Raw genomic sequence first — 12,855 nt, forward strand, 5'->3', positions numbered from 1 at the left:
ACTGCACCCCAATTGTTAGACAACATCTAACAATTGGAGGTGCAGTTTTTTTGACTAAATATACGATAGACGAAAAATCAAATGCAGTTTTAGAGTACTTAGAAGGGAAAAAATCCTATAAATCCATTGCTCAAGAAAGAAATGTAGGTTTATCCCCTCTGAAAAGATGGGTCGCTCGCTATCTAAAACATGGGATGGAAGGACTTGTTTCATCCTATACAAATTACACTTTGCCCTTTAAACTAGAAGTACTTAAATATTTGAACGAATATGGGGCATCGATCAACGAGACCGCTGTACACTATAACCTTCCTTCCGATTCTACACTTTTGAATTGGGCAAATCAGTTTAAGGAAGGAGGTATAGACGCCCTTAAACCAAAGAAAAAGGGGCGTCTATCCATGAAAAAAGAAACTAAGAAAAAATCACCAGCTAATGGCTCTCAAGAAGCACTTCTTGCCGAATTAGAATACTTACGTGCAGAGAATGCCTATCTAAAAAAGTTGAATGCCTTAGTTCAAGAAAAGGAAGCCTTACAAAGAAAGAAAAAGCGAAAGTAGTCCATGAACTAAGGAAACAATTTGATTTAAATCTACTTCTATCCATTTCTAAAATGGCACGGAGTACGTACTATTATTGGGTTAACGCCTTCGGGCGTGAGGATAAATACACAGAAATTAAATTCCTTATCAAAGAGATATTCCATACGCATAAAGGGCGTTATGGGTATCGGCGTATCACCCTAGAATTACGTAACCGAGGTGCTCGCATCAATCATAAAACAGTTCTCCGATTGATGAATGAACTAGGATTGAAGTCATTAGTTCGCATGAAGAAATACCGTTCGTCAAAGGGAACATCGGCAAGATTGCGCCCAACATTCTAGCACGTGATTTCAAGGCGGCAAAGTCCAATGAAAAATGGGTGACAGACGTCACAGAATTCCATCTAGCTGGGGAGAAACTATACTTATCGGCCATTCTAGACCTGTTTAATGGAGAAATCATCGCCCATAATATCGAATCTCGTCCTGTTTATCCGCTCGTTTCCAAAATGCTGGATAAAGCCTTTGATCGCTTGGAATCGAAAGATTCACCCATTCTCCATTCAGATCAGGGCTGGCATTATCAGATGAAACAATACTCGCATGATTTGAAAAAACATAACATTACACAAAGCATGTCCCGCAAAGGAAATTGTCTCGATAATGCGGTCATTGAAAACTTCTTTGGCTTATTAAAATCCGAATTACTCTATCTTCAAGAATTTGAAAGCATGGAGCATTTCAAACAAGAACTAGAAGAATATATCCATTACTACAATCATCAAAGAATCAAGGTAAAATTAAAAGGCATGAGCCCGGTAGATTACCGGGTTCATGCCCTCAAGGCTGCCTAAGTAAATAAAGTGTCTAACTTTTTGGGTTCACTTCATACGCACGGTTCTTTCAGACTGTAGACAAACTCGATGAAAATCGAGTTTGTCTATTTTTATGGCTTGTACAATTTGGACGTTGATTTCCACTCTAGGCACTCGCTTTCCGCGGGCGGTCGGGGAGCCTCCTCGGCTTTCGCCTGCGGGGTCTCCCCTAGACGCGCTTTTCCCGCAGGAGTCTCGTACCTTCCGTTCCAATCAACTTTGTCTTACCTTTTAGATAGAACACTTTTGCCTGGAGTCATTTTTGTTTTAAAATAGAAGTATTAAAACTTGAGGTGATGAGGATGCTTTCTAAACATGATTCTATTCAGCGAGATCAACTTGAAATGATTACTTTAGATCAACTGGTGCCACCGAACCATTTGGTTCGTAAAATGGAGGCTGCCATTGACTTCACTTTCATTTATGACTTGGTGAAAGATATGTATTCAGAGGTAGGACGCCCAAGTATTGATCCAGTTATTTTAGTTAAACTGACTTTCATTCAATATACCTTCGGTATTCCTTCCATGCGTAAAACGATTGAAGAAGTTGAAACCAATATGGCTTACCGTTGGTTCTTAGGCTATGGTTTCCATGATAAAGTACCTCATTTCTCTACGTTCGGGAAAAATTATGAGCGACGCTTTAAAGATACAGACCTATTTGAACAGATTTTCTGTCGCATTTTAATGACAGCTGCTAATAAAAAGTTAATAAGTGCTGAACACGTTTTCGTGGATTCCACACATGTGAAAGCCAGTGCGAATAAACGGAAATTTGAAAAGAAAATCGTCCGCAAAGAAACACGAGCGTATCAAGGACGTCTTCAAGAAGAAATCAATCAAGATCGTGAAAACCATGGAAAAAAGCCTTTTCCACCAGATAAATTTGATAAGGAAGAAACCAAAGCAATTAAAGAAAGTACTACGGATCCTGAGAGTGGCTACTATGTGAAAGATGAACGAACAAAACAGTTTGCCTATTCATTCCACGCGGCCGCAGACCGCAACGGTTTTGTATTGGGAACGATTGTCACACCTGGAAATACACATGACAGTCAGATCTTAGAGCCACTAGTTGAACAAGTGATTGAGAAAGTTGGAAAACCGGAAGCCGTTGCCGCAGATGCAGCTTATAAAACACCAGCGATTACAAGCTACCTATTTAACAAAGAAATCATACCGGCTTTAGCTTATACACGTCCTCGCACCAAAGAAGGATTTTTCCGCAAACAGGACTATGTATACGATGAACATTTTGATTGTTACCTTTGCCCTTCGGGCGAAACTTTAAAGTACTCAACAACAAATAAAGAGGGCTATCGCGAGTACAAATCGCCAAAACAAATTTGTGCAACATGCTCATTTTTATCTCGGTGTACAGAAAGCAAAGACTGTCAAAAAGTGGTGACACGGCATATCTGGCAAACACATGTGGAAGAAGCAGATCATCTGCGTCATCATCAAGATGTAAAACCTATATATGCAAAACGTAAAGAAACGATTGAGCGTGTATTCGCAGATGCAAAAGAAAAGCATGGTATGCGTTGGACTACTTTAAGGGGACTTAAAAAATTGTCGATGCAGGCGATGCTTACTTTCGCTGCCATTAATTTAAAGAAGATGGCCAATTGGACATGGCGAGGTCCAAAAATGGCCTAACATAGTGGGCTCGTAGAGCCCCAATCTCTTAACTTTAGGCGAAAATTCAAAGGGAATTTCAAAAGGGGTTCAGAATTTTTTAATTCCGAACCCCTTTTGTCTACAAACTGAAAGAACCGTGCATACGCACGGTTCTTTTACCATTACTCGATATTTTTATACTTCTCTGGCTCTAACTGAATTTGGTCTAACATGATATCAATCAATTCAATCGGATAACGTTGCTTTTTCATTTCGTCTCCCAAAAGATACTCGACGAAATAAAAAGGTTCTGTTTTTGAAACCGAATCGATTATCACCTGATGCTCGTCTTTCAGCATCTGCATGAAAAACATTTCTGTATCGCGTGCAGCTGTATCATCAGGCCTTGCATCACAGACAACTTTGATCGTCAACCAATTGTATAAAGCATCCTGTAATGATTTCATTATCTTAGGCCTGTTCTTCTTTTCTCGAATTATGAAGACGGATTCTATAAATCCCCAGAACAAGCGAAGCGATGACTAATGCTTCTCCCATAGGAAGAAACACCGCAAAGAAAGAAAGAAGGGTACATCCAAGTGCCATTACCACATAAATGACCACATTTTTTAGCAAAGGTAACTTTTTGGCAAAACCTAACTGATAGACAAGGATGCATAATCCAAAGACCGTCAAATATAAATACCACATTCCTGCTTCAGGATTTTCATCCACTCTGTACAATGCTGCAAAAAATGATAATCGCTCTTGGATATCCAATCTTTTCTCCTCCTCTTGCTATTTATTTTTCTTCAACAGCAACTTTTTTTCTTTTAGCTGCTCTTTCACGCTCGTTTTTATCAAGAATTTTTTTACGAAGACGGATTGACTCCGGAGTTACTTCACAGTACTCGTCATCGTTCAAATATTCAAGAGCTTCTTCAAGGGACATGATTCTTGGTTTTTTCATGGAAGAAGTCTGGTCTTTATTTGCTGAACGCATATTTGTCATTTGTTTCGCTTTAACGATATTAACAGTCAAATCGCTATCACGGTTATGTTCCCCGACGATCATGCCTTCATAAATATCCGTACCTGGCTCAACGAAAATAACACCGCGGTCTTCTACTTGCATAATACCATATTGTGTAGTTTTTCCTGATTCCATGGATACAAGTACACCTTGACGTCTTCCGCCGACTTGACCTTGCGCCATTGGTTGGTAGCTGTCAAATGAGTGGTTCATGATACCATATCCGCGTGTAATCGTTAAGAACTCAGTTGAATAGCCAATAAGTCCGCGAGCTGGGATCGTGAACAGTAAACGAACTTGACCGCTTCCGCTATTGATCATATCCAACAATTCACCTTTACGGGCTCCCATTGATTCCATGATCGAACCAGTGTGCTCCTCAGGGACGTCGATTTGTACACGTTCAACTGGCTCACAACGGACACCATCAATCAAACGAACGATAACTTCCGGTTTAGAAACTTGCAGTTCATAACCTTCACGTCTCATGTTTTCGATCAGGATGGAAAGGTGAAGCTCCCCACGACCTGAAACAATCCAGACATCCGGAGAATCAGTATTTTCGACTCTTAAGCTGACATCCGTCTGCAATTGGTTTTTCAAACGCTCTTCAATTTTACGAGCTGTAACGAATTTACCTTCTCGGCCTGCGAATGGGCTGTTATTTACAAGGAAAGTCATTTGTAATGTTGGCTCGTCAATACGCAGGATAGGTAGAGCTTCAGGGTGTTCTGTCGGACAAACCGTTTCCCCTACGTTAATATCCTCCATACCAGAAACGGCAATTAAATCACCGGCAACGGCTTCTTGGATTTCAACTTTCTTCAAGCCAATATAACCAAAGATTTTCGTTACACGGAATTGTTTAACCTTCCCATCAAGTTTCATTAACGAAACTTGTTGACCTACATGCATTTTACCGCGGAATACACGGCCAACGCCAATACGTCCTACATAATCATTATAGTCAAGTAAAGCCACTTGGAATTGAAGCGGTTCATCTGAGTTATCAATTGGTGCAGGGATCGTTTCGACGATTGTTTCGAAAAGTGGGGTCATGTCTTTTTCTTGTTTAGCAGGATCTGAATCCAAGCTTGCAGTACCTGCAATACCTGAAGTGAAGACAACCGGGAAGTCTAACTGTTCTTCTTCAGCTCCTAGTTCGATGAATAAGTCAATTACTTCATCGACCACTTCATTTGGACGTGCAGAATCTTTATCGATTTTGTTCACGACAACGATTGGTGTAATCTTTTGTTCCAATGCTTTTTTCAACACGAAGCGAGTTTGCGGCATACAGCCTTCATATGCATCAACAACAAGAAGAACGCCATCAACCATTTTCATGATCCGTTCCACTTCACCACCAAAGTCGGCATGACCAGGTGTATCCAAAATATTGATTCTTGTATCTTGGTATTGAACAGCTGTATTTTTCGCAAGAATCGTAATTCCGCGTTCTTTTTCAATCGCATTAGAATCCATCGCACGTTCTTCCACATGTTCATTTTCACGGAAAGTACCAGATTGCTTAAGCAACTGATCCACTAACGTCGTTTTACCATGGTCAACGTGGGCAATGATGGCTATATTACGAATATTTTCTCTTAATTTCAAAAAATTCACTCCTAAAAAAGTTTGTGTAAAACGTATCACTAGTATTAACTTACATATTATATCACAAACATACTAGAAACAAATACAGAAATTATGTACAATAGATATATTAGGGGTGATATTAATGAACATTAAATGGAATTTCTTAATATTAGCGGTATTGGCAACATCCAGCATTGGCTCCATTGGCATCTTCATTGCTGAAAAAAGCTTGATTGGAATATTAGCTGCAATCGTTATTCTTTGCGGAATTATGGGGTTCGGTTTCACTCAGAAGAAGAAATTACGCGAAGCCGGGAAGTTATAATATAAAAAACTCGCTGACAGACAGCGAGTTTTTTTTGTTAATTATTTCAAAAATGAGTATTTGATTCCAACCTTACAATACTTTTGTCACGCCCTCAATTAGGCCTTGATACTAATGGTTTTAATTTCCTGATAAGTATTTATTGAATATTTCTTTGTGAAGCCCTGGTTTAGATACGAAAAGTGAGTCGCCTTCTAAAAAATCCAATTTGTCACCTTTAATATTACTAACTTCCCCGCCCACTTCCTCAACCAGTAAAACTCCTCCGGCAAAGTCCCAAGGCATGAGTCTCATGGTTATGTATGCATCAATCCTTCCAGCTGCCACGAAAGCAAGCTCCAATGCTGCGGAGCCATAAGAACGTGTCCCTCTTGCATCCCGAACTAGCGGTGCCAAAAGACTCGGGTCGATCCTTCGGTTTTCCGTAACCCAGCTTGCATTAATGGAAATGATCGCTTTGCTTACTGATGCCTCTTCAAGAGATGGGAGCCTTTGATCATTCAGAAATGCTCCCTGCCCCTTAATCGCATGATATAATTCATCACTAAAGACATCATATATCATGCCAATCTTACCGATGCCATCCACATAAACCCCAAGAGAAATTGCAAAATTCCTCTGTTGATGAATGAAATTCAAAGTTCCATCAATTGGATCGATGATCCACACGGTACCTTTTAGGTCTTTAATATCATTGCCCATTCCCTCTTCCCCAAAAATGCGGTGTTCAGGAAAAACTTCGCCGATTTTTTCGCAAAAAAACTTTTCTATCCCCTTATCCATATTAGTAACCAAATCATTCGGATTCGTTTTCATTTCAATGTTCAATTTGGTTTTAAAGGACGCCCTTAGCCTAGTACCCGCTTCTTTCATCCATAACTTCGCATATGTATCCATTTCCTTGACCGATGCCATTATAATATCCCCGTCCTTTATGATCAGAAACTACATTAAAATGATCCTCTTCTAAAGATTAAAGCAAATATAGCTTGTCTTCAAGTTTTTAACATCTTAAATTTTCCATTTTTTTTAACATATTAGGAAAGAGGGTTCCTTGACTAGCCATCCATCAATCGGTTTCGCGATCATGAGTTAGCCCGCACAAATACTTTTCAAACCACTTTTACTTAACGTTTCCCTTCCTTATTAAAGGGACCCGATAAAAATAAAATACCACCTTATATATTTTGGACATTTAATGAAAAACGGACACATTATTTTTTAATAAAATAATGTGTCCGTTCATCTATAATAAAATTTCTTGTATTGAAATTGATTCATTTCCTTTATTCATTCTCCTTCAAGATCTCTGCAGCCAATCAATTACAAGGCTTTCAGTTTCAACAATTCCAAGCGAATGCGTTCTAGCCTTTGCTTGCATTGTGACCTCTTTTGGTCATTCTCTTCACCGATTGCTTCAAAAAGGGTTGCTAATTCATAGTCCATTTCCATTCTTAACACTGCAGCTCTATGTCTTTCAACTTCTTTAGCTTTTAATGCTTGGTTCATGACTTGTTTCATAATTAACATTCTCCCTTCATCAATTAACCTAATTTTCTGAATTTATTTTATCATATGACTTCCTACCTCAAATAGCAACTAATTTGTGCTTTAACCTATAAGGAATTTTACATCGCCAATCCAAATCGTATTTTTTAAATTTTACTTTTACTTATGCTACAATATGTGCAGATATTACGGTAGGAGAGATGATAATGAATATAGCAAGTTTTACAGCAGATGATTTTGATGTTTTTAATATTGATGGATTGGAACCGCGCATGGATGCTTTAAAAGAACGGATCCAGCCCAAATTACAAGCCCTTGGAGAGCACTTTTCTCAAAAACTGTCAGTTATGACCGGTGATGAAATGCACCCTCATGTTGCAAAGCATGCTAGACGGACAGTGAATCCTCCTAATGATACATGGGTTGCTTTCGCTGCCAACAGCAGAGGTTATAAAATGATGCCGCATTTCCAAATCGGGTTATGGGAAACGCATATGTTCATCTGGTATGCCGTCATTTATGAAGCCCCTAATAAAACTGAAATCGGAAAGCATCTGAAGCAGCAGGCAGACCGATTAGTGAATAGCATTCCCTCCCATTATGTTTGGTCAATGGACCATACAAAACCTGATGTCATCCCTCATGATGGTCTTGGAGTAGATGGTTTGAATTCCATGTTCACTCGTTTGCAAACTGTAAAAAAAGCCGAAATCCTATGCGGTATAAAAATTTCCCGTGATGACGCCATTAAGTTAAAAGATGCTGATTTCATTCAAACCATTCAAGATGCGTTTGAACATCTTTTACCCTTATATCAACTAAATTAAACACATTTGCTTCGTATTCGGATTGAAATATCGGATGCCTTCAATTAAACTGGTTAAGAAAAAAGGAGAGCCATTGAGGCTCTCCTTTCCTTATTTTTGCACTAAGCCTTTGCTTGCCAGTATCAAGTCATTAATTTGATCTTCCATACCTGTCTCGAAGCATTCGATGATCTTGCTGCCGACAATGACACCATCGCAGTATTGTATTGCATCACGGACATGATCTGGCGTCGATATGCCGAACCCGGCTAGAACAGGAACCGGACTTATCTCTTTTACCTTCTTTAAATAGCCCCCAAGTTCTTCCCCAAAGGCGTCACGGGCACCTGTAATGCCTTTGACTGTAACTGCGTAGATAAATCCCTCCGCACCTGCGGTAATCTCAGTGATACGCTCTTTCGAAGACGTGAGTGTCACAAGTCGGATAAGAACGATCCCAGCAGTTTTGATTGATGAAAAGACGGCTTCTTCTTCAATCGGTAAATCGGGGATGATGCACCCCGAAATCCCTGCTTGGAGACAGTCATTCGTAAACTCTTTAAGTCCATATGCCAGGATTGAATTCGTATAGCCCATTAAAATAATTGGGATGGTCACATCATTTTTGATTTCCATTACTTTTTTCAGGACATCTTTTAAAGTTGTGCCATTTTCCAAAGATCGGATGCCAGCTTGTTGGATAACCGGTCCATCAGCGACAGGGTCAGAGAATGGTATACCTAGTTCCACGGCAGTCGCCCCGCTGTTTTCAAGGAAAAGAAGCTGGCTTTTTAAACGTTCCAGACCTCCATCCCCTGCCATAATATATGGTATGAATGCTTTCTCCTGCTTTGTTTGACATTCTTCAAGCGCATTTGTTAATTTATTCATGTTCACTACCCCCCATCAAAGATTGGACCGTTTCAACATCCTTATCACCACGGCCGGACAGGCAAATCACCAGTCCTGTTCCTTTCTCCATTTCTTTAGCAAGCTTTAAACCGTAGGAAATGGCATGTGAACTTTCTAAAGCAGGGATGATCCCTTCCTCCCTTGACAGCATCGCAAGAGCTTCCAAGGCTTCATCATCGGTTACGGAAGTATATTCCACCCGATTTGTATCTTTTAAGTAACTATGTTCAGGGCCTACCCCTGGATAATCCAGCCCTGCTGAAATTGAATGTGCCTCCTGGATCTGACCGTCCTCATTCTGCAATACATACATAAATGCACCGTGGAGCACCCCAGGTTTCCCCTTCGTCAAACTTGAAGCATGTAATGGTGTTTCAAGTCCATGCCCTGCCGCTTCCACTCCGTATAATTTTACCGTTTCATCCTCAATGAAGGCATAAAACATTCCCATTGCATTACTTCCTCCGCCTATGCAAGCGACGACTGCATCCGGTAGGGAATGAACCGCCTCCGAATATTGACGCTTTGTTTCATTCCCTATCACGCTTTGAAAATCACGTACAATAACGGGGAATGGATGCGGACCAAGAACGGATCCCATTATATAATGGGTGTCATCTACATTTGCCACCCAATATCGTAACGCTTCATTCACTGCATCCTTCAGTGTCCCGCTTCCTTGTGATACAGATATGACCTTGGCTCCCAAAAGCTCCATCCTGAATACATTCAATTTCTGTCTCCTGATATCTTCTTCTCCCATAAAGATGATGCATTCCAACTTCAGCAAAGCACACACAGTCGCCGTCGCAACCCCATGCTGTCCTGCACCCGTTTCGGCAATCACCTTTTTCTTGCCCATTTTCTGAGTCAGCAAAGCCTGACCGATCGTATTATTTATTTTGTGGGCTCCGGTATGATTCAAGTCTTCGCGCTTCAGATAAATATCTGCACCACCAGCCAGTCTTGTTAAGTTCTCCGCAAAATAAAGAGGTGTTTCCCGACCGATATATTGTTTCAGGTAATAGCTTAGCTGCCTTTGGAATTCAGGATCATTTTTAGATTGTTCATATACTTCTTCAAGCTCCGTAATCGCCGCCATTAAAGTTTCCGGAACGAAACGGCCTCCATATGCTCCAAAGTGTCCAGTTTTATCAGGCTGTGTATAAGTGTTCATCTATTCATTCCTCTTTTCCGGCTGTATATTTTGCCTCATTAATAAATGCTTTTATTTTTACAGCATCCTTTAATCCGTTTGTTTCAACACCACTGGCTACGTCAACTGCGAATGGTGAAACGGCATTAATCGCTTTTCCGACATTTTCCGGAGTCAGCCCACCCGCTAGAATTACCTTCCCAGGTGGCAGATCCGCTTTTCGGATCATTTCCCAATCCAAAGTCAATCCCTTTCCAGATGAACTCTTAGGAAGATCAACTAATAGATAATCTGCCGGGTATTCATGAAGGTTTTCAAGGTCTTTCTCTGAATGGACGGCAAAGGCCTTGATCACCGGTAGGGGCATTCTGCGGGCGAAGCTGGCAGATTCGTTACCATGAAGCTGAATATAATCCAATCCTGCAATTTCAGCAATTTTTATCACTTCTTGTTCAGTTTGATTGGCAAACACTCCGACTTTTTTAACATGTCCAGCTAGATTCGCTCCGAATTCTCCTACTATCTCTGGCTTAACCTTCCTGCTACTTTCGGCAAAAATGAAACCAATGAAGTCTGCCCCTGATCCAACAGCAGTCTGAGCGGCTGCCAATGTCTTTATCCCACAGATTTTCACTAACATATTAATCTCCTTATATACTCATTTGCAGTTCGGCCATCGTGTGCGGAAGATTTGATGCAGTCATCAGTGTCTCCCCGACTAAAATCGCTTTTGCACCAGCTTCCTTCACACGCATCACGTCTTCTTTTGTCTTGATTCCACTTTCGCTGATAATGATATGGAGTTTTGGATCAAGTAGCTTCGCCAGTCGTTCCGTTACAGCCAAATCCACTTTGAAGGTCTTTAAATTCCGATTGTTAATCCCTATGAGCTCTGCATTCAGCTCGAGAGCCCGTTCCAATTCGGCTTCATCATGGACTTCCGTCAATACTTCAAGCCCTTTCTTTTTTGCATATTGATATAATTCATGAAGGCGTTCTTTAGAAAGTGCTGCCACAATCAATAGAATGATAGTGGCACCAGCTTGATGGGCGCGATCGATTTGGATTTCATCGATGATGAAATCTTTGCACAACCTGGGAATCCGTATGGCCTCGCTTACGATTCTCAAATCTGCAATTGATCCTTTAAAGAAAACCTCATCCGTCAATACTGATATCGCTGCCGCTCCGCCACTTTCATATGAAATGGCCTGCTCGATCGGATTTACATTGATTTTAATGTCCCCTTTTGAAGGGGACGCCCGTTTTATTTCCGCGATAACCGCCATCGATTTCGCCGTTTTCAAATTTTCCACCAAAGATGGTCTGACTATGTTGATCATTACCGAATCATCTAAGCCCCTTTCTTTTAATTTTGCGACTTCCACCTTTTTCTGTTCGATGATTTTCGTTAAGATATTTTCCATTACATGACCACCCTATTTCTATTGCCATAAGCAATCAGATTTTCTAACTTTGCAAGAGCCGATCCGCTATCAAGGCTTTCTTTTGCCATGGAGATTCCTTTTTTGATCGTTGCTGCCGTACCATGTGCGTATAATCCCAATCCAGCATTCAATAAAACAGTATCACGATAGGCCCCTTTTTCCCCTTTGAGAAGCCTAAGCATGATATCGGCATTTTGTTTGGCGTCACCGCCGCGAATGGCATCATTTCCGTAAACCGGCAGATCCACTTCTTCAGGATGCAGTGTAAATCGGATAATATCCCCTTGCTCCAAAAGCACGAGTGAATTTTCACCCTGTAGGCTCGCTTCATCCATAAAACCGGCACCATTTATCACGACTGCGCGTTTCCTGCCTAACTTATGTAGGACTTCCGCAAAAAGCTCGAGCATATCGCGTCGATTAATTCCCATTAATTGCGTGTCGAGTTGGACTGGATTTGTCAGAGGACCGATGAGATTAAATATCGTCGGGACTTTCAGTTCTTTTCTCACTTTCATTATCCGTGCAATATTAGGGTGGACCGATGGGGCAAATAAGAATGTGATCCCATTTTCCTCCAACAGTTCTTTTAACAGGTCAGGCTCCAAGTACAAATTAACACCTAATTCTTCCAATACATCCGCACTGCCCGTTTTGCTTGAAATGCTACGGTTTCCATGTTTGGCAACCTTGACACCTGCCCCAGCAAGTACAAAGGCCGATGCTGTACTTATGTTGAAGCTTTGCGACCCATCTCCTCCCGTTCCGCAATTATCCATTACATTAAGAGAGCTTGTTTGTACACTTCTCGCTTCTTTTCTCATGACTCTGACAAGGCTTGCTATTTCACCTGCCGTTTCCCCTTTGGATTTTAGGGCAATGATGAATGCTGCCATCTCGCTTTCGGTGATATCTTTAGAAAATAACGCTTGGGCTGCTCTGCTCATCTCTTCTTCCGTCAATGTTTGACGCTCTGCTAACTTCGCTAAATACTCCTTCACCGCTAACTCCCCCAGTCGTTTTTTG

13 protein-coding genes and 1 pseudogene are annotated in these 12,855 nt (G+C 40.9%); 4 read left to right on the plus strand and 10 right to left on the minus strand.

What is annotated here, in order from left to right; all coding sequences use genetic code 11:
• Positions 1 to 50 precede the first annotated feature (50 nt).
• Together QFZ73_RS03615 and QFZ73_RS03620 are read left to right on the plus strand one after the other, a co-directional pair.
• Positions 51 to 1,398, plus strand: a pseudogene (locus tag QFZ73_RS03615) (IS3 family transposase).
• A 323-nt stretch (positions 1,399 to 1,721) separates the two neighbouring features.
• Positions 1,722 to 3,080 (plus strand): IS1182 family transposase, encoded by a 1,359-nt coding sequence (locus tag QFZ73_RS03620; RefSeq protein ID WP_307263059.1) that lies wholly within the window; start codon positions 1,722 to 1,724, stop codon positions 3,078 to 3,080.
• Between the two features lie 143 nt (positions 3,081 to 3,223).
• On the opposite strand, the gene QFZ73_RS03625 is transcribed toward QFZ73_RS03620, so the two are convergent.
• The 3 genes from QFZ73_RS03625 to typA are packed head-to-tail and all read right to left on the minus strand — an operon-like array spanning position 3,224 to position 5,691.
• Entirely contained in the window at positions 3,224 to 3,508 is a 285-nt protein-coding gene (locus QFZ73_RS03625; RefSeq protein WP_251427640.1) for a hypothetical protein, read from the minus strand.
• A gap of 4 nt (positions 3,509 to 3,512) precedes the next feature.
• The gene (locus tag QFZ73_RS03630) at positions 3,513 to 3,821 is read right to left on the minus strand and encodes a YlaH-like family protein (protein WP_034314008.1); all 309 of its coding nucleotides are present in this window, start codon (positions 3,819 to 3,821) and stop codon (positions 3,513 to 3,515) included.
• Positions 3,822 to 3,843: 22 nt separating this feature from the next.
• Complete coding sequence (gene typA, locus QFZ73_RS03635) at positions 3,844 to 5,691, minus strand: translational GTPase TypA (RefSeq protein WP_307263063.1); 1,848 nt, start codon at positions 5,689 to 5,691, stop codon at positions 3,844 to 3,846.
• A 124-nt stretch (positions 5,692 to 5,815) separates the two neighbouring features.
• On the opposite strand from typA, the gene QFZ73_RS03640 reads away from it, so the two are divergent.
• Positions 5,816 to 5,998: a YlaF family protein gene (locus QFZ73_RS03640; RefSeq protein WP_034314013.1), complete on the plus strand. Its 183-nt coding sequence runs from the start codon at positions 5,816 to 5,818 to the stop codon at positions 5,996 to 5,998.
• Between the two features lie 120 nt (positions 5,999 to 6,118).
• Here QFZ73_RS03640 and QFZ73_RS03645 read toward each other — a convergent pair whose 3' ends face one another.
• Entirely contained in the window at positions 6,119 to 6,913 is a 795-nt protein-coding gene (locus QFZ73_RS03645) for an inositol monophosphatase family protein (protein ID WP_251427633.1), read from the minus strand.
• Between the two features lie 408 nt (positions 6,914 to 7,321).
• Positions 7,322 to 7,519, minus strand: a complete 198-nt coding sequence (locus QFZ73_RS03650; protein WP_034314018.1) for a hypothetical protein — start codon at positions 7,517 to 7,519, stop codon at positions 7,322 to 7,324.
• A gap of 194 nt (positions 7,520 to 7,713) precedes the next feature.
• Here QFZ73_RS03650 and QFZ73_RS03655 point away from each other — a divergent pair, with 194 nt between their 5' ends.
• Complete coding sequence (locus QFZ73_RS03655) at positions 7,714 to 8,334, plus strand: YktB family protein (protein WP_307263071.1); 621 nt, start codon at positions 7,714 to 7,716, stop codon at positions 8,332 to 8,334.
• A gap of 90 nt (positions 8,335 to 8,424) precedes the next feature.
• On the opposite strand, the gene trpA is transcribed toward QFZ73_RS03655, so the two are convergent.
• From trpA to trpD, 5 genes are read right to left on the minus strand one after another with little or no spacing between them, the layout of a single operon-like run.
• Positions 8,425 to 9,204 carry a tryptophan synthase subunit alpha gene (trpA, locus tag QFZ73_RS03660; protein ID WP_307263074.1) on the minus strand — a complete coding sequence of 260 codons (780 nt, stop codon included), beginning with the start codon at positions 9,202 to 9,204 and terminating at the stop codon, positions 8,425 to 8,427.
• On the minus strand, positions 9,197 to 10,402 hold the full coding sequence (gene trpB, locus QFZ73_RS03665) for a tryptophan synthase subunit beta (RefSeq protein WP_251427608.1): 1,206 nt from the start codon (positions 10,400 to 10,402) through the stop codon (positions 9,197 to 9,199). The genes trpA and trpB overlap by 8 nt, the downstream gene beginning before the upstream one ends.
• 4 nt (positions 10,403 to 10,406) lie before the next feature.
• Positions 10,407 to 11,021: a phosphoribosylanthranilate isomerase gene (locus QFZ73_RS03670; RefSeq protein ID WP_251427606.1), complete on the minus strand. Its 615-nt coding sequence runs from the start codon at positions 11,019 to 11,021 to the stop codon at positions 10,407 to 10,409.
• A gap of 10 nt (positions 11,022 to 11,031) precedes the next feature.
• Positions 11,032 to 11,808 carry an indole-3-glycerol phosphate synthase TrpC gene (trpC, locus tag QFZ73_RS03675; protein WP_307263079.1) on the minus strand — a complete coding sequence of 259 codons (777 nt, stop codon included), beginning with the start codon at positions 11,806 to 11,808 and terminating at the stop codon, positions 11,032 to 11,034.
• Positions 11,808 to 12,830: an anthranilate phosphoribosyltransferase gene (trpD, locus tag QFZ73_RS03680; protein WP_251427602.1), complete on the minus strand. Its 1,023-nt coding sequence runs from the start codon at positions 12,828 to 12,830 to the stop codon at positions 11,808 to 11,810. Before trpD ends, trpC begins: the two co-directional genes overlap by 1 nt.
• Positions 12,831 to 12,855: the final 25 nt, after the last annotated feature.

This window comes from Peribacillus sp. V2I11 (genome assembly GCF_030817135.1).
GTDB lineage: Bacteria > Bacillota > Bacilli > Bacillales > DSM-1321 > Peribacillus > Peribacillus simplex.